This window comes from Dactylococcopsis salina PCC 8305 (assembly GCF_000317615.1).
GTDB classification, from domain to species: Bacteria; Cyanobacteriota; Cyanobacteriia; order Cyanobacteriales; family Rubidibacteraceae; genus Halothece; species Halothece salina.
In genome coordinates this window covers 3227911-3249199 of sequence record NC_019780.1, presented here as the reverse complement: position 1 = coordinate 3249199, position 21289 = coordinate 3227911, and the positions used below count along the sequence as shown (strand labels likewise).

The 21289-nt window shown below is 41.5% G+C and carries 19 protein-coding genes and 1 pseudogene; 9 read left to right on the top strand and 11 right to left on the bottom strand.

Going from position 1 to position 21289, the window contains the following annotated elements:
• On the top strand, positions 1 to 2151 hold the full coding sequence (locus DACSA_RS15535; RefSeq protein WP_015230660.1) for a type IV pilus secretin family protein: 2151 nt from the start codon (positions 1 to 3) through the stop codon (positions 2149 to 2151).
• Between the two features lie 372 nt (positions 2152 to 2523).
• Here DACSA_RS15535 and DACSA_RS19370 read toward each other — a convergent pair.
• From DACSA_RS19370 to DACSA_RS15505, 6 genes and pseudogenes are all read right to left on the bottom strand, one after another.
• Positions 2524 to 3006 (bottom strand): annotated as a pseudogene (locus tag DACSA_RS19370) (RNA-guided endonuclease TnpB family protein); the annotation flags it as partial.
• A gap of 116 nt (positions 3007 to 3122) precedes the next feature.
• Positions 3123 to 4295, bottom strand: coding sequence for a polysaccharide biosynthesis/export family protein (locus DACSA_RS15525; RefSeq protein WP_015230659.1), 1173 nt, complete (start codon positions 4293 to 4295; stop codon positions 3123 to 3125).
• An 88-nt stretch (positions 4296 to 4383) separates the two neighbouring features.
• Positions 4384 to 4953, bottom strand: a complete 570-nt coding sequence (locus tag DACSA_RS15520; protein ID WP_015230658.1) for a hypothetical protein — start codon at positions 4951 to 4953, stop codon at positions 4384 to 4386.
• Positions 4940 to 5917, bottom strand: coding sequence for an NAD-dependent epimerase/dehydratase family protein (locus DACSA_RS15515; RefSeq protein WP_015230657.1), 978 nt, complete (start codon positions 5915 to 5917; stop codon positions 4940 to 4942). Before DACSA_RS15515 ends, DACSA_RS15520 begins: the two co-directional genes overlap by 14 nt.
• Entirely contained in the window at positions 5914 to 7041 is a 1128-nt protein-coding gene (locus DACSA_RS15510) for a GNAT family N-acetyltransferase (RefSeq protein ID WP_015230656.1), read from the bottom strand. Before DACSA_RS15510 ends, DACSA_RS15515 begins: the two co-directional genes overlap by 4 nt.
• A 66-nt stretch (positions 7042 to 7107) precedes the next feature.
• Positions 7108 to 8388, bottom strand: a complete 1281-nt coding sequence (locus DACSA_RS15505) for an aminotransferase class I/II-fold pyridoxal phosphate-dependent enzyme (RefSeq protein WP_015230655.1) — start codon at positions 8386 to 8388, stop codon at positions 7108 to 7110.
• Between the two features lie 210 nt (positions 8389 to 8598).
• Between DACSA_RS15505 and DACSA_RS15500 the strand changes: the two genes are divergently transcribed.
• The 3 genes from DACSA_RS15500 (at position 8599) to DACSA_RS15490 (ending at position 11454) form a co-directional block, all read left to right on the top strand.
• Complete coding sequence (locus tag DACSA_RS15500; protein WP_015230654.1) at positions 8599 to 9261, top strand: SDR family oxidoreductase; 663 nt, start codon at positions 8599 to 8601, stop codon at positions 9259 to 9261.
• Between the two features lie 85 nt (positions 9262 to 9346).
• Positions 9347 to 9997 (top strand): Uma2 family endonuclease, encoded by a 651-nt coding sequence (locus DACSA_RS15495; protein WP_015230653.1) that lies wholly within the window; start codon positions 9347 to 9349, stop codon positions 9995 to 9997.
• Positions 9998 to 10152: 155 nt separating this feature from the next.
• On the top strand, positions 10153 to 11454 hold the full coding sequence (locus DACSA_RS15490; RefSeq protein ID WP_015230652.1) for a DNA cytosine methyltransferase: 1302 nt from the start codon (positions 10153 to 10155) through the stop codon (positions 11452 to 11454).
• 33 nt (positions 11455 to 11487) lie between these two features.
• Here DACSA_RS15490 and DACSA_RS15485 read toward each other — a convergent pair whose 3' ends face one another.
• The gene (locus DACSA_RS15485; RefSeq protein ID WP_015227921.1) at positions 11488 to 12486 is read right to left on the bottom strand and encodes an IS630 family transposase; all 999 of its coding nucleotides are present in this window, start codon (positions 12484 to 12486) and stop codon (positions 11488 to 11490) included.
• A 251-nt stretch (positions 12487 to 12737) separates the two neighbouring features.
• On the opposite strand from DACSA_RS15485, the gene DACSA_RS15480 reads away from it, so the two are divergent.
• Complete coding sequence (locus DACSA_RS15480) at positions 12738 to 13382, top strand: endonuclease (protein ID WP_232225106.1); 645 nt, start codon at positions 12738 to 12740, stop codon at positions 13380 to 13382.
• A gap of 161 nt (positions 13383 to 13543) precedes the next feature.
• On the top strand, positions 13544 to 15172 hold the full coding sequence (nadB, locus tag DACSA_RS15475; RefSeq protein WP_015230651.1) for an L-aspartate oxidase: 1629 nt from the start codon (positions 13544 to 13546) through the stop codon (positions 15170 to 15172).
• A gap of 158 nt (positions 15173 to 15330) precedes the next feature.
• Here the strand turns inward: nadB and DACSA_RS15470 are convergent, their stop codons facing one another.
• On the bottom strand, positions 15331 to 15663 hold the full coding sequence (locus tag DACSA_RS15470) for a hypothetical protein (protein ID WP_015230650.1): 333 nt from the start codon (positions 15661 to 15663) through the stop codon (positions 15331 to 15333).
• Between the two features lie 273 nt (positions 15664 to 15936).
• Here DACSA_RS15470 and DACSA_RS15465 point away from each other — a divergent pair, with 273 nt between their 5' ends.
• From DACSA_RS15465 to DACSA_RS15455, 3 genes are all read left to right on the top strand, one after another.
• Positions 15937 to 16221 carry a hypothetical protein gene (locus DACSA_RS15465; protein ID WP_015230649.1) on the top strand — a complete coding sequence of 95 codons (285 nt, stop codon included), beginning with the start codon at positions 15937 to 15939 and terminating at the stop codon, positions 16219 to 16221.
• 67 nt (positions 16222 to 16288) lie between these two features.
• Positions 16289 to 18079, top strand: coding sequence for an aspartate--tRNA ligase (gene aspS, locus DACSA_RS15460; RefSeq protein WP_015230648.1), 1791 nt, complete (start codon positions 16289 to 16291; stop codon positions 18077 to 18079).
• Positions 18080 to 18394: 315 nt separating this feature from the next.
• Positions 18395 to 19447, top strand: a complete 1053-nt coding sequence (locus tag DACSA_RS15455; protein ID WP_015230647.1) for a Fe(3+) ABC transporter substrate-binding protein — start codon at positions 18395 to 18397, stop codon at positions 19445 to 19447.
• A 159-nt stretch (positions 19448 to 19606) separates the two neighbouring features.
• Here the strand turns inward: DACSA_RS15455 and DACSA_RS15450 are convergent, their stop codons facing one another.
• The 3 genes from DACSA_RS15450 to DACSA_RS15440 all read right to left on the bottom strand — a co-directional run bounded on the left by DACSA_RS15450 (position 19607) and on the right by DACSA_RS15440 (position 21277).
• Positions 19607 to 20437 carry a hypothetical protein gene (locus DACSA_RS15450; RefSeq protein ID WP_015230646.1) on the bottom strand — a complete coding sequence of 277 codons (831 nt, stop codon included), beginning with the start codon at positions 20435 to 20437 and terminating at the stop codon, positions 19607 to 19609.
• 263 nt (positions 20438 to 20700) lie between these two features.
• Positions 20701 to 21042 carry a type II toxin-antitoxin system PemK/MazF family toxin gene (locus DACSA_RS22910; RefSeq protein ID WP_015230645.1) on the bottom strand — a complete coding sequence of 114 codons (342 nt, stop codon included), beginning with the start codon at positions 21040 to 21042 and terminating at the stop codon, positions 20701 to 20703.
• Positions 21029 to 21277, bottom strand: coding sequence for a hypothetical protein (locus tag DACSA_RS15440; RefSeq protein ID WP_015230644.1), 249 nt, complete (start codon positions 21275 to 21277; stop codon positions 21029 to 21031). Before DACSA_RS15440 ends, DACSA_RS22910 begins: the two co-directional genes overlap by 14 nt.
• Positions 21278 to 21289 lie beyond the last annotated feature (12 nt).

The window sequence follows — 21289 nt, the reverse complement described above, 5'->3', positions numbered from 1 at the left end:
ATGAGGAATTATTTACAAAAAATTGGAATTGGGTTTAGTGTAACAAGTTTTTTACTGTCACCGTCATTCGTGCAAGTTGCTGCGACACAAGTGGAAAATGTCCGACTACAAAGGACAGAACAAGGGTTTAATATTAGGTTAGCAACGAATAGTAATAAACGCCCACAGATTTTTAGAATTAAGCGAGATAATGTTTTAGTTGTTGATGTAACGAATACACAATTAGATTTAGAAAATAGTAATTTAATTGAACGCCAAAATCCTTTTCCAGGGGTTGAATATCTCAGCATTAGTCAAGGAGACGCGAACAGTGTCCGCGTGATTGTGAGAGGAACAACTGAAGCCCCCGATGCACGAATTGCGTCTTTTGTCAATGGTGAGGTAACCTTAAATGTCAGCATGGGAAGCGGCGGGAGTTCCACACAACAAGCTCAACGAGAGCAAACCTTTTCCCAAGAGTCTGGGAATAATTCTCCTCTCCCTAGTTTGGAGAATCAAGGGGAAACGCAGCCAGAGGTGATGTTTCCTAATCCTGAAATCACGGTTGATGGTCAGCCGACTAGAAATAATCAGTCATCAGGACAACGATCGTCCCCTGGGTTAGAGCCAACTCGACCGCGAGCCGTTGCGCCACCTGTGGGGGATATTGCAGTCTCGACGATTAATTCTGCTCCTGATTTGGTGGATTTAGGGACCGATACAAGGGTGTCCCGTTTGGTACTGCGAGAAGCACCAGTGAGAGAGGTTTTGTCTTTGTTAGCGCGATCGGCGAATATTAATTTAGTGTTTGCGGATCAAAGCGGTGAAGAAGGGGAAAACCCTGCGGATCAAACGATTTCTGTTGACTTAGAAAACGAGTCAATCCAAGAGGCGTTTAACTCGATTTTGCAACTGTCAGGGTTAGAAGCGAATCGGAGAGGAAACACAATTTTTATCGGCGCTAACCTTCCGCAAGCAGTGCGAAACGTAATGACTCGTACTCTCCGCTTAAATCAAGTCGGCGTTTCTGCTGCGTCTGGTTTTCTTGCTACACAAGGAGCAGAAGTGCAACAAGTTGTCACCCCTGTTGATCGGGAATTTAACCAAGAAACAGGGGCTTTAATTCGAGAAACCGAACAACCAGCAGAATTAAGACCTTTAACAGTAAATCAACCAGGGGAAGCAAAAGGAGCGTTATTACTTCGAGGATTATCTGTTTCCACCGATGACCGTTTAAATGCGATTACTTTGGTCGGAGAATCGCGTAAGATTGCCACTGCTGTTGACTTACTTAAACAACTGGATGCTCGTCGTCGTCAGGTTGCTGTAAATGTCAAAATTATTGACGTTAACTTGAGCAATCAAGAAAACTTTAACACCAGTTTCTCCTTTGGTATTGCCGATACCTTTTTCTCCTTTGATGGGGGACAAGCAACGGTAGGAGTGGGAGACTTAGCCCCTCCATCGTCGGGACAAGTGAGGACAGGTTCTCTCAATCGCCCCATTATTCCGAATCCGAATCCCAGTCAGCCTTTTGCTGATTTTGTCAGCTTTCCCGATCGATTTCTTGCCCAATTACAAGCGCAAGTTACTAGCGGTAACGCGAAAATTTTAACTGATCCCACGCTTTTAATTAAAGAGGGGCAGACAGCAGGAGTCAATTTAACTCAAGAAGTCGTCGGGAACATCACACGAGAAACAGAAAGTAGTGAGGGGGTTACTACAATTACCACTACTGCAGAAATTGAAGAGGCTGGGTTGCAGTTAAACGTTGATGTGCAACGAGTGGATGATAATGGATTCATTACCTTAAATGTTAATCCCACCGTTACTTCCATTGGTGGGACGCAAGCGTTGAATGTTGGCGGTAATTCTAACACGATCGCGCTACTGAATAAACGGGAACTCAATTCAGGAGAAATTCGCTTACGAGATGGTCAAACCTTGATTTTAGCGGGAATTATTCAAGATGAAGACCGCACCACTGTAACGAAAGTACCAATTTTAGGTGATTTGCCCATTTTAGGTTCTTTGTTTAGAAGTACCCAACGCAATAATATTCGTCGAGAAGTGATTGTGTTACTCACTCCCAATGTCCTTGACGACTCCTTAGAAGCGGGAGGCTTCGGTACAAATTACCAACCGAGTCCGGCGGCGAGAGAAATGTTATAGCGCTACGCGCTAGGCAAGAGGCTTGCATGCAAAAGGCAAAAGTAAGTTATAGGTGAGTTTCAACATTTTGGAATGTCCTAACCTGATTTTGTAGCGCTATAGAACAACGAGGTTATCCCACTCCTCAACGCGGACGTTAGTTTTTAATCCCCCAAAATCCCAGAGTCCTTCTCATTATGAATGAAATCAAGGGAGGTAGGGAGATGGGGGAGATGGGGGAGATGGGGGAGATGGGGGGATCAACATCCTATTCGTGAACTACCCTCTTCTAATTGCTAACGCAATGTAGAAGGAGCTTCCTACCCAAAAGAATGCTTTTCCATAATCTCCAAATAGACTATTTCCAAGTCTGACATCCGGCGATAGGCTTTTTCAGCCTTGGCGAACCAAGCTGTCATCCCGTGTCCCACAGGCAATAATTCGTAATCCTTCGTCTCTGATGTTTTTAGCAGCGTTGATATCTCTGTCATGCTCTGTTCCACAGTTTGAGCATTTCCAACTGCGAACATCTAGTGGCAGACTATCAACTTGATTTAAGCAGACGTTGCAAGTCTTTGAACTAGGGAAAAAGCGGTCAACCTCAACATAGGTTTTACCGTCTTGTTCAGCTTTGTACTTCAGCATAGTACAGAACTGTCCCCAACCAACTTGACTAATGGCTTTAGCCAGATTATGGTTCTTCATCATGTTCTTAACTGCTAGATTCTCTACACAAATGACTTGGTTTTCGTCAACTAAGCTACGACTTAGTTTGTGTAGAAAATCTTCCCTGCTGTTAGAAACCTTTTTATGAACTCTGGCTACTTGATGACGAGCTTTGTTTCTGTTACTAGAGCCTTTCTGCTTCCGAGATAATTATGGAACAAACTTATTTATAGTTTAGCTTATTTATAAATTATTGTCAATATAAAAAAGCGATTCATCTAGCGACTAACCCTTCGGGTGTAGTCGTAGGATTCTCGCTTATTTTGCTAAAAGATATTCAACAGATTGAAAATCCCTAAAATACTACGCAGTGGACTGGTGACAGTATTCACTTCCTCATTGATGCGAGTGGGGGTGGAACGATCGACAACCACAATATCATCATTTCTCAGCACAGGATTACTATCCTCATTAATTCCTTGAGTAAAATCAATGGGAATTTCTCGTTCGGTAACAGTACCATTATCATTAAGACGAACTAGCGTCACCTCTCCATCATCAGCCCGTTGTTTATTGAAGCCACCAGCCGCTAACAGGGCTTGATTCAGAGGAGTATTGGGGGCGACTTGCACTCTTCCTGGTCTTTCCACTTCCCCGACGACATTCACCGTAATATTTTCTGGGGCAAAACTGGCTTCTGAAAGTTGAGTCGATTCATTAGCAGTGAGATTTTCCGCAAGGGGAACAACGATTCTGTCTCCATTACGGAGGGTAACATCTTGGCTGCTGTCTCCAGACTGGAGAAGTTCCCATAAGTTCAGGTTAATGGTTTTGGTGCGATTATTTCTTTGTTGACGAATGATCCGAATATCTCGCACTTGTGCGGATTCCGTAATTCCTCCCGCGAGGCGGATGGCTTCGGTTAAAACGGGGGGTCCGAGAGTTCTTGCACCCAAGACTTGACCTTGGATGACGCTTCCTGATTGTTCTGGGGAAACGGCGTAAGAACCTGGCCGCTTCACTTCTCCGACAACAGTAATCCGTAAAGGACGAGCATTTGCTAATTTAACACTGACGATGGGATTTTTGAGCAGTGTCGAAAGTTCTTGAGTCACTAGGTTGGCGGTTTGTTCTAGGGTGAGTCCAGCGACATCGATCGCCCCGACTAAGGGAAGCGTAATCGAACCATCAACTAAAATTTGCTGACGACCATTTTCGCCGCTAAATTGCGGTTCTTCAAACACATCAATTTGAATCGTATCCCCAGGTCCGAGGAGATAGGGATCGGAAATGCTTTGACGTGGTGGGGTGTTCCTCGGAATCGGTATCGGTTGCGTTTGATTCGGTGTTTGATTCGGTGAGGGAGAGGTTTCGTTTTGTTCTGTTGCTGGTTCTTCTAATAGGGGAATTTTATCAAGGGGAATTTGCGATCGCGCTTCCTCACTCACAATTAAATTACAACTAATTAAGATAGCACTAGAAATTAAGTATTTAAGCATTTTGTTATTGGTTATTGGTTATTGGTTATTGGTTATTGGTTATTGGTTATTGGTTATTTGTTACTGGTCACTGGTCACTGATCACTGGTCACTGATCACTGATCTGCCACTTTTCTGTTCCTTTGCGCGTGGGTGTTCCTTTTGCGGTAAATGTCCAAATCGATCGCTTATTTTCTGAACCATAACTAATATGAATTGGTCGATGTTTTCCCTCACTGGTTCGACCATAATAGTAGAGAGAATCAAAGGGTAATTTCTGAGAAACAATCCAATCTATCACCTTTTCACTATCAACATTGACGATAATAAAATCACAAGCAGCACCCAAACGTTTACAATGATAGTTCCCATTGCGATTAATTTCGTGACCCATATGTTGATCACGAGTGGGATCAATCCGACCATTTTTGATTCCTGTTTCGGGGTCTTTTTTATTCAGAAATCGTTTTAAATCTGGGGAACAAAACCCATAAGTCAAGCGAAAGTTTGTTTTTCCAAACTGGTCAATAATGGGATCGATAATCTCAGAATTTAAGGCTTTAATGGCGCTAATGGTTTCGGGATTTTTGGGATAGGGATCGATTTTAGCACTGTATTTTTGATAGGTTTGGCTACAAGTACAAAATTCTTCTAAAGACAAGTATTTACCGACTTGCATTGTTTTTCTGTTGTTCGATTAATTCATTTAAAACACTTTCCACCGATCGAGGCTGCCAATTTAAATCAGTTCTGGCTTTGGTTGCATCCACTCGCACACAGCGATCGTAAATGTAATGCACTCGCTCTCGACTGAGGGGAGGTTGCCATCTTAAAATAGACCCCACAGGAGTCAGAAAGTTTCCGATCGAGCGAATTAACCATGGGGGGGCTTCTTTAGGCGTCGCTACCCCTGTTTTCTGGCTGAGAAAGTCGAACATTTCGCCGATCGTCAGTTCTCCTGCGGAAATAATGTAATGTTCCCCATTTTTACCGATTTCTGTGGCTTGAATCATCGCCACGACGAGATCATCCACATGAACAATTCCTGTCGCCCGATCGCGCCCTGGCCAAAATTTTAGTTTTCCCGCTAAAAAAGCCTTGACAATTTTCCCAAAGTGTGGATCGTCACCGCCAAAAATCCCCGACGGTAAAACAGTCACCACTGGTAGCCCTTGCGTTGCCATTTGATCCACGATTTGCTGTGCTTCGTATTTCGTCCAATCATAAGCAGAAGAAAAGCCCGCTTGTTCACGGCTAAAGGTTTCATCCACCACACGCCCTTGCGTATCTCCGAATACTCCGATCGTGCTGCAATAAACAATTTTCGACACCCCTTGCGCTTGTGCGGTTTCCATCACCGCTTGTGTGCCTTCAATGTTCACCCGTGCCATGGCGCGAGCATCCACTAACCCTAACTCCACATAAGCCGCCACATGGAACACCGTATCCACTCCTGACATCGCTGTTTCTAGAGTTGCTCGATCGCAAATATCCCCTTTCACTAAACTTAACTGACAATCCCGCAGCCGTGATAAATCGCTGGTAGGGCGCACCAAACCAATTACCTGATCTCCTCTTGCTTCCAACTCTCGCACTAAATGAGAGCCAGTAAAACCGTTTGCTCCTGTGACTAACGCCTTCATAGTTGTTTCTCGTACATTCGATAAGTCTTATAAATTTTTGCTCCAGTTTCCTCGATCAAGCGACGGGAAGCGTTATTATCCTCATAAACCCAAGATAGTTCCGCTTCCTGATAGGATTGTCCTTGTTGAAAGGCAAGATGAATCAAAGCTAAAGGAACCATTTTTCGACGGTATTCGGGTAAGCAACAAATGACAATCACTCGCGCGCGATCGATTTGGCGACGATACCAGAGAAACTTTAAAATCCCCCACCAGTTTAGTTTTCCATTCACTTTTTTTAGGGGGATATTATAGTCAGGAAGCGCCATAAAAAAGCCGATCATTTCGCCATTATATTCCGCGATCGGGAAAATATCAGGATCAACCAAATCTTGCAGCGATCGCGCTTGTGCCATGAACTCCTCTTCCGTGCGCCTAGTGGAACTCCAACTATGAGCAAACGCACGATTAAACAGGTCATAAAGACGAGACACATCTGCTTTAAATGCCTCTCCTTTGGTTTGGAGAGGGCGAAACCTAATTCCTGAGCGAGAAGCCACCCGATAGGCTTTCGCAAACTTATCATTTAACCCGTCTTGGAGAGGGAGATGATAAGCGTAGGCTTCTTTGGCGATTTTCCCCCCATAAGCGAGAAAAAACCGCTCATAGTAAGGGGGATTATAAGGCATCATAATTCTTGGCGACGAATCAAACCCATCCACCAACCACAGACAATTATTGTGAGTGGATAAATCGATCGGTCCGCGCATTCGAGCCATTCCTTGTTCCCGTAACCAAGTTTCCGCCGCTTCCAACAAAGCAAAAGCAACATTTTGATCTTCGATACATTCAAAAAAGCCAAAAAAACCGACCTTTTCTCCCATTTCATCGGTTAATCGTTCATTAACCGCCGCGACAATGCGCCCCACTGCTTCTTCTTTGGCATTAATCGCAATCAGTTTGTGAAATCTGCCATAACTACAAAAAGAATTATCAGGGGATAGTTGTTGAGCAATATCACTTTTTAAGGGAGAGACCCAATGGGGGTCATTTTTGTAAACCCGCCAAGGTAGATTTAAAAATTGTTCTTCCTCGACGGGAGTCGTTACAGGTTTGATGGTAATCGTGGTTTGGGAAGTAACCATAGTAACTTCGTTAACTAGATTGTTAAAAATAGTAGAGGAAGTGAGGAGAAATCATTTTCGCCAATTTTAAGCACTAATCACTGGTTGATAAGCCAAATCACGAGTTTTGACCATTGCTGAAACCAATTGCTCCATTTCTGCTTCTGTGTGCAGCGCATTTGCCGTAATGCGGAGTCTCGGTTTCGCCACAAACCAAATCGGGGAAACCCAGATGTCATGGTCGGCGAGCAAGGTGCGCCCAAAGTGTTTGGGATTGATATCTGATGGCAAGAGGACAGGAATCACATTAGTTTCGCCGATCGCCTCAAAGCCTTCCTCTAAAAGACGCGATCGAAGATAACGGGTATTGTATTGTAATTTCTGTACCAGTTGCGGCTTGTGTTTCACTTGACGGATGCTTTCCAAAGCAGCTGCTGTCATCGGGGGAGGTAAAGAAATTGTCCCAATGGAAGTGGGAGAAACATTCAGTAAGGGGATGATTTCGGGAACATGAGAACTAATTGCCGCTCCCGCGGAAGCCGCAAATTTAGAAAACGTCGTCATTACCAGAGGATTAACACCGCGATCGATCGCATCTTGGGGAGTCATCTGGTAATGCTCAAAAATGCCATGTCCTGTCGCCCCGATCGCACCACTGGCGTGAGCTTCATCCAAAAATAAAACACTATCCTGATAATGAGACAGCACCTCAATCATTTCGGGTAACGGCGCAATATCCCCATCCATCGAGAATACCGTATCTGTTACCACCAAAATCCGATCGTCTGGACGAGCATAGCGTTTTAACTTCCGAGCCAAATCTTCCGTATCACAATGGCGGTACGCCTTAACACGCACCTTTGGACTGTGACCAAACACTTTACCCGATCGCGTTCCCGCATTCACCACCGCCGACATAATACAGCCATGATTGAGAACATCAGTCATAATTAGGGTTTCTTTCGTATGCTCAAAACCCGGTACTGGAATCGCCAGATGACAGAAAGCATCCGTTAACGCTTGCGTTGCCATCCAAGCATTGAGAAACAACTGAGTATGAGGAAGTTTCTTAAACGCAGAAATCTCCTCCTCTAACTCTCGATGTAAATCAATGCGTCCACTCAATACCGAACAAGAGCTATTAGAAGCCCCATAACGATGAATCGCGTTAATAGTTGCCTCTTTTACCGCCTGATCTTGAACTAATCCTAAGACATCATTCGTACAGAAGGTAAGAACCGTTTGTCTTGTACCATCCTTAGCGTGTTCAATCTCGACAAGATTACCATGTTTACCGTGACAGATGTACTCATCGGGAGCAAGTCCACTCTGATACCAGCGCTGGACGTATTCTTTAACAGTTTGCACGATTTCACTCCTCTCTCCTTGATTTTTAATAGCGACTACAGATTTAGTCGAGCAGTTGAAGGGTTATTCTAGCCAGATTGTAGCAGTGTAAGCAGATGACCTCCATTCCTCCAACATATTCTTTCCCACGATAGTTTTCTTTATTTGTCAATTATTGCTTTAATCATCCCAGTTACGCTAGTAGGTTAGCTTAAATTCAGTTAAAAAAATATGGCAAATTATCTAATTACAGGAACAAATCGGGGAATTGGCTTAGAATACTGTAAACAATTACAAGCCAAAGGGGAAACCGTCATCGCGGTTTGTCGCCAACCCAGCGCAGAATTAAAAAACTTAGGGGTTAAAATTGAATCAGGAATTGATGTTACCTCCGACGAGTCAGTTTCTGAACTGGCACAACGTTTGGCGGGAAGCTCGATCGATGTTTTAATTAATAATGCTGGTATCATCGAAGCCAACTCCTTAGATCACTTAGATTTTGAAAGTTTAGAGCGTCAATTTCAGGTTAATGCCATTGCCCCTTTACGAGTGACCAAAGCATTACTCCCCCTAATCCCGAAAGGGGGTAAAATCATTTTAATGACCAGTCGCATGGGTTCAATTGAAGATAATACCTCTGGCGGTTTCTACGGTTATCGAATGTCAAAAACCGCTTTGAGTATGGCGGGAAAATCCCTCGCCGAAGACTTAAAACCCCGTCAAATTCCCGTAGGAATTTTGCATCCTGGAATGGTTCAAACAAGGATGACAGACTTTTCTGGAATTACAACAACCGAATCAGTACAAGGACTATTAAAACGCATTGAAGAGCTTAATTTAGACAATTCTGGCACATTTTGGCATGGGGTTAAAGGGGAAATCTTACCCTGGTAATTGTAGCAATAATTACACCATTATTAAGCCCCCTAATTGCAGGGGGTTTTTGGGACAAAGTATTACTAAATTGTGAATAAAAAAAATGCTAATCACCTTAAACCGTCTCACCATCCCACCAGGAGAACATCTTTTCCTCCATGATGTCAATTGGAAAGAATTTAACAGTGTTTTGGCAGAATTAGGAGAAAGCCGCGCCACAAAAATTGCTTATAACAATGGTCTTTTAGAATTGATGACTCCTCTCCCCGAACACGAACGCAATAAAGAATTGATTAGTGATTTAATTAAAGTCCTTTTGGAAGAGTTAGAAATCGAATTTTGTCCCCTTGGTTCAACCACCTTTAAAAGTGAAACTCTCTTGAAAGGAATTGAACCTGATAATTGCTTTTATATTCAAAATGAATCTTTGGTTAGAACGCTCGATCGAATTGACTTAAATATCGATCCACCGCCAGATTTAGTGTTAGAAATAGATGTTACTTATCGGACTCATCCTGACATTTATTTAGCTTTAGGTGTTCCTGAATTGTGGCGTTTTGAAAAAGGAGAATTACAGATTAATCTCTTACAATCTGGCAATTATGTTGAGTCAGAAAACAGTTTAGTTATTCCAGACTTTCCCTTAAAACAAATCATTCCTCAGTTTTTAAGCCAATGTCAAACTCAAGGGAGAAATCAAGCAGTTAAGCAGTTGAGATTTTGGGTGAGACAGAACGTAGGTTGGGTGAAATAAAATGCAACCCAACACCGTAGGTTGGGTGGAATGAAATGTAACCCAACATCATCATTATTTTTGAGTAAATATTATTGAGAGAAAAACGAATATAATCAATATAAAATGCTATAATTTTATGATGACATAATTAAAAGAAAAAACGCCTTAAAAAGATGCCAGAAACTCGATTATCGAAGCGTCCCATTGCCGTAGATTTGTTTGCAGGAGTAGGGGGAATGACATTAGGCTTTGAACAAGCTGGTTTTGATGTTCTAGCTTCGATCGAAATCGACCCCATCCATTGCGCCGCCCATGAGTTTAATTTTCCCTTTTGGTCAGTCTTATGTCAAGATGTTATCAAACTGACAGGAGAAGAAATTAGAGCTACTTCTTCCATTCAAAATCAAGACATCGACGTTGTTTGTGGTGGCCCTCCCTGTCAAGGATTTTCTCTGATTGGAAAACGAGTTTTAGACGATGAAAGAAATTCTTTAGTTTTTCACTTTTTAAGATTAGTGTTAGAACTAAAACCCAAATATTTTGTCATGGAAAATGTCGCAGGGATGGGAATCGGAAAATCACAGCAACTTTTAGAAGAATTAATCAAAAAATTTCAGGAAAATGGTTATCAAGTCCAACTTCCTTATCAAGTTCTAAATGCGTCTAACTTTGGTGTTCCTCAAAATCGCAAGCGTTTATTTCTTCTCGGATGTCGTCAAGATCAAACTCTTCCTAACTATCCTAAACCAATGACAAAGCCTCCTGAAGCCAAGGTCATGTTGTTAAATTGTTATTTACCTAATAGCCCTACCGTAGAAGATGCAATCATTGATTTACCAGAGATAGAAAACTATCCTGAGTTATTACATCAAGATACAGTTAAAGCTGACTTTGGTCAACCGAGTTTTTATAGTCGTCAGTTACGACAAAACGGCAAAACAGACGATGATTTTAGTTACCCTCGTTATTATAATTCTAGTTTATTAACCGCCAGTTTAAGAACTAAACACACCGAAAAATCAATCTTCAGATTTAAAGCAACGCCACCTGGAAAAACTGAACCAGTAAGCCGTTTTTATAAACTACATCCTCAAGGGATTTCTAATACATTAAGAGCAGGAACACCCAGTAATCGAGGCGCTTATACTTCTCCTCGTCCCATTCATCCTTATCATCCTCGATGTATTACAGTAAGAGAAGCTGCAAGACTCCATTCTTATCCCGATTGGTTTCGATTTCATGTTACAAAATGGCATGGGTTTCGACAAATTGGTAATTCTGTTCCCCCTTTCTTAGCGAAAGCTGTCGCCCAAGAAATTAGAAAAGTTTTAGGAATTGAAAGTTTAGCAATAGAACACTGGTATAATTTAGGAGAAGAAAAATTATTAAAATTAGAAATGTCAAAGGCGGCTCAATTATATGGAGTTGATCCCCATGTTATTGCACCAAGAACTCGAAAACTTAATAATACATAAATATGGCAGATCAGAAAAAAGGTATATAAGCACCTATGCAAAATGAATTGCATACTCAGCTCCAAAATTATCCAACACTTTTTCTAGGTATTTAATAAGATTCTTCCAACTGTCGTAAGCTGAAACTTCAATCCACTCATATTTGATAAATCTCCAGAGAATTTCGATTAAGTTATATTTAGGAGAATAAGGGGGTAACCAGAAAATTTCCAATTTTTTTGCTCTCCATTCTTCCAGTTTTTCTACAAATTCATCGCTCGTGTGAATTGATGCTTGATCGAGAACTACTACGGTAACTTTCGTTAAGTTTTCACTAATTTTATCTAAAAACTTAATAACGGTATCACTTTTAATTGTCCCTTGATATATTTCGTAATCTAAATGATAATCACAATCCATTAACCCCAAGACACTTATTCTCTTACTTTGACAGCTTTTCAAAGTTATTCTTTCTCCTTTCTCCTGCCACGCATAGGGAACATCAGGCTTGAGAGAAAATCCACTTTCATCTAAGTATTTGATTGCAATATCTCCTTTTTGAGCTTGCTTTTTTAATTCTTCCAACCGAGGTAGTTTTACCTCTAATTCCCATTCATATGGGCTTTTACTGATTCCTCTCTTCATCCTTTTCCAGAGCATATTCAACTTCTTTATAATTCTTTTTATCGTATCTTTACTAATCTCAATCCCCCATTCTTTTTGAATTTTATTTTGAACTTGATTGAGAGACTTTGGATTTTCCTTTACCCAAGTTTTGACTTGTTCTTTTTGCTCTTGACTTAATTTGGGTTTTCTCCCCACACCTTTTTGATTATATAAGCCCTTAAGATTTTGATCTTCCCATCGCGTTAACCAGTTATATATGGTTTTTCGATCGACGTTAAAGATTACCTTTAACTGGTCAATTGTAAATTTCTGGGAACTCAACAAAATACATTTAGCTCGATTTCTTACTTGAAGGGATTTACTTTGACAACTAATTCTTGTAAGAAGGCTCTGTGTTTCTGGATTTAAGTCTCTAATAAATCTCATAATTTTCGATCGAGGCAACCCCAATTTGCTAAAATGCGCTAAACACAATCTATTTTACTTGGTCTTTTTAACCCTATCTAAATTATACTACATTAAGCAATTCATTTTACCTAACTGCTTATGAAGAAGTAATTACAACAATTTTCAAAAAATACTATAAAGAAGGTATAACTTATTTTGAGTTTACTCGTGAGGAACTGTATGAAGTATGTGATAGCCTAAATGTTAACCCTAAGAATATTGGTGATATTTTGTATAGCTATCGTTTTCGTAAGCCACTTCCTAGAGAAATTTTAAATACGCAATCTTTAGGATGGGAATGGATTATAGAATCTGTAGGAAAAGGGAAATATCGTTTTGTACTGGATACTGTTAACCGCATTATTCCCAATAATGCTTTAATTTATATTAAAGTTCCAGAAGCAACACCAGAGATTATTACAAGATACTCATTAGGAGATGAGCAGTCTTTACTTACTAAAATTAGGTATAATCGTCTAATAGATATTTTTTTAGGCATTACTGCATATTCTTTACAAAATCATCTAAGAACTACTGTTACTGGTATTGGACAAGTGGAGATTGATGAAATTTATGTCGGACTCAATAGTAATGGATCACATTTTGTTGTACCAGTACAAGCCAAAATTGGCAAAGATCAGTTGAGTGTAATACAAACTAGACAAGATATTGCTTACTGTGATGAGGTTTTTGGTGACTTAATTTGTCGCTCAGTATCTGCTCAATTTCTCTCTAATGACTTAATTGTTCTTTTTGAATTAACTCTAGAAGAAGGTCAAATAAAAGTAGTTCAAGAAAAGCATTATAAAATTGTTTCTAGTGAAGAAATTTCTGTAGAAGATGTGAAAAACTACAGATATAGAGAGAGTAGTTAAGAATTGAAATGTAATTTTAATGATGATCAGTTACTACATTAACTATTATATTTTTATAAAGTGAATAAAAATCTATAAATGCAATTAGACTTGAAAGAAAAACGGATTAAAATAGATTAGAATAATCACAATTAAATTAGGTAAGGGAACTTCCCATCATCATGCAGTTTGATATTATCATCGTTGGGGCAGGGGCTGCCGGACTCTACACCGCGCTTTGTCTTCCTCAGCATTTGCGAGTCGCCATTGTGAGTAAGGATGATCTAAAAATTGGCGCGAGTGACTGGGCGCAGGGAGGAGTTGCGGCTGCGATCGCGCCTGGGGATTCTCCCGATCATCATTATCAAGATACCCTCAAAGCGGGAGCCGGGTTATGTATCCCCGAAGCGGTGAAGTTTTTAGTGGAGAATGCAGCGACGAGTATTGAAACTTTAGTCGAGTTAGGGGTAAACTTCGATCGAACAGGGGAAGACCTCGCGATGACGTTAGAGGCGGCTCATTCTCATCCCCGTGTACTTCATGCCGCCGATACCACTGGACGAGCCATTGTCAACACTCTCACCGAACAAGTCTTGGCTCGTGATAATATTACCGTTATTCCGCAAGCGCTCGTTCTCAAATTAAACCTTGATCCTGAGACGAAACACTGTCAGGGAGTTTCAATTTTACACCAAAACCAAGTTTATCCCCTCCAAGCAACGGCGGTCATTTTAGCAACAGGAGGAGGAGGACAAGTTTTCGCCCAAACCACGAATCCCACCGTCAGCACTGGAGATGGTGTCGCCTTAGCATGGCGTGTCGGTGCGTTATTACGAGATGTGGAGTTTTTCCAGTTTCATCCCACTGCTTTAACGAAAGCTGGCGCACCGCGTTTTTTAATTACAGAAGCAGTGCGAGGAGAGGGAGCGCATTTAGTGGATGAAAACGGTTATCGTTTCGCCTTTGACTATCATCCTGATGGGGAGTTAGCCCCTCGTGATGTGGTTAGTCGTGCGGTTTACAATCATCTGCAAAAAACCGCCGATGATCCCGCTCATGCTTATGTTTACTTGGATTTACGCCCGATTCCGCCCGATCGCATCCAATATCGCTTTCCGAATATTATCAAAGTTTGTAAATCACATGGCATTGATATCTTTTCTCAGCCAATTCCTGTCGCCCCAGCGGCGCATTATTGGATGGGAGGGATTGCAGTAGATGTCAATAGTGAGACTTCGATCCCAAGATTGTATGCGGTGGGAGAAACAGCCAATACGGGAGTTCATGGGGCGAATCGTTTGGCGAGTAATTCTCTGTTGGAATGTTTAGTGTTTGGACAACGGTTTAAGGAAATGGAGATAGAAAACGTTTCTGATTCTTCTCCTCAAAAACAGTTTTTTACTTTTACTGATGAGAGTTGGATGGAAGATGTTTCTGATTTAGAAGAGTTACGAGAAGCAGTGAGGGTTTTAGTGTGGGATTGTGCGGGAATTTGTCGCACAGAAAAAGAATTAAAGCTGGGTTTAGAACAGGTTCAAGAATGGCGAGAAAAAGTTTCGACGTTGCCAATTGCTGATTTTTTTCGAGGGGAAAGTCTAAATTCTATCCAATTTCAAAATCCCACAGCAGAAGAAAAGTTACGTGAAGCTGGAGAAATATTTAACCTTTTAGATGTTGCTTATTTAGTCTTGAAAAGTGCTTTATTTCGAGAGGAAAGTCGTGGTGGTCATTATCGTTCTGATTATCCTCGATCGCGCTCCAAATGGCAAGTTCATACCTTGATTCGAGGGGAAGAATGGCGCACCAGTTGACTAATGACTAATTTGTGTTGGGTTTCGCTTTGCTTCACCCAACCTACGTTTTCTACGTTTTCTTGAATGGCAAGTTCATACCTTGATTCAAGGGGAAGAATGGGGAATCAGTCGTGAATAGTTATCAGTCATCATCTTAATTGTATTTGTTGCTAACATTATTGATGAGGAAACAACAAAAATCTCCCTAAAATTGCCAGTAAACCGCCTAAAAGAGTGACAGTGGTAGTTGTCAAATATGTCCAAAGTCGGTTATCTTGCCTTTCGAGATTTCCTTCAATTTTCTCTAATCGTTCTCCTAAGCCATCTGTTTTTTCTTCTACTCTTGCTAACCGAGTATCAATAGATTGTAGTTTCTCACCTTGAGAATCAATTTTTTGTTCGAGTCGTTCCGTTTGAGAATCAATTTTTTGTTCAAGTCGTTCAGCTTGAGAATCAATTTTTTGTTCAAGTCTTTCCAAGATTCGAGCGAAGTCTGTTTCTGTAGCCATATCTTTATTGAGTCATATAAAATTACATAATAACAGATAAATTTAAACCTTAGATGAAGTGTTAAAATGGCTAACTATAGTAATCTTAAATCAATTAATCCCCCCTAACCCCCCTTTGAAAGGGGGGGGATAACGAATAACGAATAACGAATAACGAATAACGAATAACGAATAACGAATAACGAATAACGAATAACGAATAACGAATAACGAATAACGAATAACGAATAACGAATAACGAATAACGAATAACGAATAACGAATAACGAAAAAATGACAGAAGCAAACCGAAAAATTAATGAACTCAAACGAGAAATGCAAAGACTTTCTGAAGAAGTTAGAACTTTAAAAATAGATGTTGAACCAGGAGGTCATATTTCTGAAGGATTCGATAGTTTAAGTGATGAGTTCGATCGATTGAGAGAAGAAGTAAGTCAGCTAAAAGGCGAAGTTCGCAGCAACTATTATCAACTTTCTCATAAAATTAATCAAGTTTTAGCCCGTCAAGAAGTGATGTTAGAAGCGTTTACAAAACTGTCCGATTTACCAGAAGAGTAATTGAACAATTGACAAGAGACAATTGATAAATAACAATTAACTAAAGAACCAAGAACAATTAACGAAGATGCGAACATACTATTGCGGAGACTTACGAAACTCAAATATTGGTGAGACAGTAACTTTATATGGTTGGGTCGATCGACGCAGAGATCACGGTGGCGTTGTGTTTTTAGATGTGCGCGATCGCGCGGGAATTATTCAAATTGTAAGCGATCCGGAACGGACTCCCGACTCTTATCCACAAGCAGAAAGCATCCGTAATGAGTATGTGATTAAAGTAACTGGTCGTGTCAGTCAACGTCCAGAAGACTCCCTTAATCCTAATCTTCCCACAGGAGATGTCGAAGTTTATGCCGATGCGATCGAAGTTTTAAATGCGGTGCGAAAACAACTTCCGTTTCAGATTTCCAGTGAGGAAGCAGATACCGTCAGGGAGAATATTCGCCTCAAATATCGCTATCTAGATTTACGGCGCGATCGACTCAACAAAAATCTTCATTTGCGTCATCAAGTCGTAAAAGCAATTCGACGCTTCCTAGAAGACGAGGAAAACTTCGCTGAGGTAGAAACGCCCATCCTCACCCGTTCGACTCCTGAAGGCGCGAGAGACTATTTAGTTCCCTCTCGTGTGAATCCTGGACAATGGTTCGCCCTTCCCCAGTCGCCACAACTCTTTAAGCAGTTATTGATGGTGTCTGGCTTCGATCGATACTATCAAATCGCCCGTTGTTTCCGCGATGAAGACTTACGCGCCGATCGGCAACCCGAGTTTACACAGCTTGACATGGAAATGAGTTTTCTCTCGGAAGATGAAATTATTGATCTCAATGAACGTCTCGTCTGTCATATTTTCAAACAGGTAAAAGGAATCGAACTCTCTCGTCCGTTCCCCCGTTTAACCTACAATGAAGCAATGGCAAAATATGGCACCGATCGCCCTGACACCCGTTTCGGCTTAGAATTGGTCAATGTGTCGGATATTGTCCAAGATTCTGGGTTTAAAGTCTTTTCTGGTGCGGTAAAAAGCGGCGGTTTAGTGAAAGTTCTACCGATTCCTGGTGGAAATGAGCAAATTTCTAATGTTCAGATTAAAACCGGTGGTGACTTGTTTAAGGAAGCAGCCGCAGCTGGTGCGAAAGGATTAGCTTATGTGCGAGTGCGCGAAGGAATGGAAATCGACACGATCGGGGCGATTAAAGATAATTTAACGGAAGAACAAAAAGCGGAATTATTACGACGCACTGGCGCAAAACCTGGACATTTATTATTATTTGGTGCTGGGGATACCATTACGGTTAATAAGTCGCTCGATCGAGTGCGTCAAGTCTTAGGAGAAGAATTAAATTTAATTGATGAAACTGCCATTAATTTGTTGTGGGTGACCGAGTTTCCGATGTTTGAATGGAATCCCGACGAGAAGCGTTTAGAGTCTCTCCATCACCCGTTTACAGCCCCAAATTCTGAAGATTTAGACGACATTAAAACTGCACGAGCGCGAGCCTACGATTTAGTTTATAATGGGATTGAAATTGGTGGCGGTAGTCTCAGAATTTATCAGCGAGATATTCAAGAAAAAGTTTTCGCTGCGATCGGTTTATCCCTAGAAAAAGCAGAAGAAAAATTTGGTTTCCTTCTCGAAGCCTTTGATTTTGGCACACCACCACACGGGGGAATTGCTTATGGACTCGATCGGCTGGTAATGTTACTCGCGGGAGAAGATTCCATTCGAGATGTAATAGCATTTCCGAAGACACAACAAGCCAGTTGTCTGTTAACAGAAGCACCAGGTACAGTGGATGAGAAGCAATTAAAAGAGTTGTATGTTGCTTCCACTTATGATTCGGAGATGGAGTAATTTGCCACACAGTCTTGTTGGCGAAGAGGAAGCGTCGGGGGACGAGAAACTTGATTGCGTTTTTTCTGTAAGGTTTGGAAGCGTTCATAAGTTCCCCAGACGCAGAGATCAACTGATAACGCCGCGATCGCGCCTTTTTCAGCAAGCCCTAATTAAAAATTAGACAGTTTACGCTCCAGCTTTTGCCTCTTGCCTAGCGCTATAGTTCTGTATTTTTATATTTTTCCTAGACACAGTTGCTGAAAAGTCTTGTCAATTTTTCTAATTAATGAGAGAATTTCTTAGTTGGACTTGAAAATAATTGTTCTATAGTTAATGATGAAATTTACCAGACGGTTTTTTATTGGCGCGGGAACAGCAACCGCAGCCGCTACAGTAGGTCAGTTGACCCAAGCGAAACCCAGTTATGCTCAAAGTGGAGAGATTAATCTTTATTCCTCTCGCCATTACGATACTGATGAATTACTTTATCAAAACTTTACCGATCAAACGGGGATTCGGGTTAATCTTTTAGAAGGAAATGCCGATGAACTAATCGCTCGCATTAAAAGTGAGGGGCGCAACAGTCCTGCTGATCTTTTGATTACAGTGGATGCGGCGAGATTATGGCGCGCAGAAGAAGCAGGGATTTTTTCTCCAGTATCTTCTCCGATTTTAGAAGGGAGTATTCCTGAAAATCTTCGTCATCCTGACGGGTTATGGTTTAGTTTAACGAAACGAGCGCGAGTGATTCTCTACAACAATACTCAGGTGGATGCTTCAGAATTATCGACTTATGAGGATTTAGCCTCCTCGAAATGGCGGAATCGGATTGCGATTCGATCGTCCAATAATGTTTATAATCAATCTCTCGTCGCGTCTCTCATTGCTAATTTAGGAGAGGAAGCGGCAGAAGAATGGTGTCGAGGAATTGTGGCAAATATGGCGCGTCCCCCTCGTGGCGGTGATACAGATCAAATTAAAGCAGCTGCTTCTGGCATGGCTGATCTGGCTGTTGCCAATACTTACTATTTTGCGCGGTTTGCGCCAGGACGATCGGCTAGTAATCCAGGGATTTTTAACCGCATCAATGTCTTTTTCCCAAATCAAGAGGGACGGGGAACTCATGTTAATGTTAGTGGCGGTGGGGTGATTAAAACAGCACCGAATCGCGAGGGAGCAATTCGCTTTTTAGAATACTTAGTGAGTCCGCCAGCACAGGCGATTTTTGCTCAGAGTAACAGTGAATACCCAGTTGTTCCGAATGTTCCTTTAGACCCAGTTATTGCTCGATTTGGCGAGTTTAAAGAGGACATGGTGAATGTTTCCCAGTTGGGAGAAAATAACCCCTTAGCGGTGAGAATTATGGATCGCGCGGGGTGGGCTTAATTTTTTTCAGTTTTTTATCCCCCCTAACCCCCCTTTGAAAGGGGGGAAACTGAAGGGAGGTGGGATACGCAGACTTTGATGAGAGAAAAATAAGGAGGGTGAGATGTCGCTCCGCGAGAGGTGCTTCGGCGATCGATTTTGGGAAAAATTAGTCACTGATTACTGATTATTTTCCTTGTGATCTGCTTGTAAGTTTTGCACTTCTTCCAAAGATAATCCTGTAACTTCAGAAACCTGAGAGAGAGACATTCCTGTCTGCATTAGATTGAGAGCAACCTTTTTGATTCCCCGTTGTTCTCCACGTTGTTCAACTTGATTTTCCCATTCTAAAAAGGCTTGTGGGATGGGCATAGTTAATTCCTCCTCCTCTGGAATCTCTGGACTCATTTCAACGGTAACTTTCCAGATTGATAACAATCTTAGCGCGATCGCCCGTCTGGAGTCTTCCTCTGGTAGAGCAATCACTTCTTCTACCGCTTGTTGTTGTACTCTTCCTTTTCCCAGCAGTCTTAACCAGAGAGTTTCTGATGTTTTTGGCAGTTGATGCACGACAATTATAATTGCTTTCAGAGCCGGTGCTAATTCATAGATTCCAGACAGCCAATTTTCTTTCTTGACTGCGCTAAAGCTGTTTAGAAAGTTTTGACTAACTGTCGGTGCAATTATCCAAAGCAGGGGCGGATGATTAGAGTTGAAAGTGTTACGACGGCGGAGAGATGAAACCAACCACAGTCGCTTGAGAAGACAACTTTCCATGTCTTCAACTGAGGGCGGATTTCGGAACGGTTCAAAGAGTCCTGGAGATTGAAGCATTGCTGCTAAAATCCCTAGAGTTTGAGGATCAGGGGTAACATTGGTTTGGGGAGAAAAGTAAAGGTCAATGAAGTGGGGTTCTCCTGGTACTTCTTTGGAGATTTCCACGTCTCCGCAAGGTAGGAGAAGTTGTTCAAGGAGTTGTTTCGCGAGTTGGTCGAAAGGATGTCGAGTCACGGTGAGTGTTCAATAGGTCTTAGAGTTAATGTATCACTCGATCGGTGCTAATTTGGAAATAAAGACCTCGATCCTCGCGATTGTGGGATACGCAGACTTTCACCAGAGAAAAATAAGGAGCGTGAGAGGCGCTTCGGCGATCGAGTGTTTGATCCTTTACTCCTTCAGGATGCGCGATCGCAATTTTTTTTCAACCCGACATGGAATAACCCGCTAGATTTGATCCCAAAAAAGTAGGGAATAATGGAAGTTTATCAAGGGTTTTATACGTTCTTAAGAAGATAATGACTTAAATTCCGTAGCAGTGTTTGATGTCTTGTCGAGGAAATCGAACCAATTAAACCAAGAATTTTTCTTTTAGGAAGAAGTGCCAGAAATCCTAGTCTAATAACTGAAGATGAAACTAACCCACTGGTGACAAAATCTGAATCCTGAACAGAAATTATCTCGTCAAAGTCCTTAATATACTGATTTAACTGTGTGCTAATTCCACAAACTAAATAATCTTTATACTTTGGCATGATACGAAGGATAAGGACAGGACGATTTTTCAGGTTTCCGTCCGCTTGTGTAATGGAAGCTAGAATGACATCACCCTCCTTCATAGTCAGGATTGAATTCTTTAATTTGTTCTAAAGTGTATTCTGGTTCGTTTTCATCAAAGCAACGATTCAATCCCTGTAAGGATAGGTTATACCACTCATCCTTCGTTTCGATAGTTTCCACTTGACTTTCCGAAGGAATAGGAGTCACTAATAACTGAGTTCCTTCGGGGAAAGATAAGGGGTTTAATAGCTCAATCTTGCCATTTTTGACAATTGCAATCACTGGAGAAGTCATTGGACTTAGATT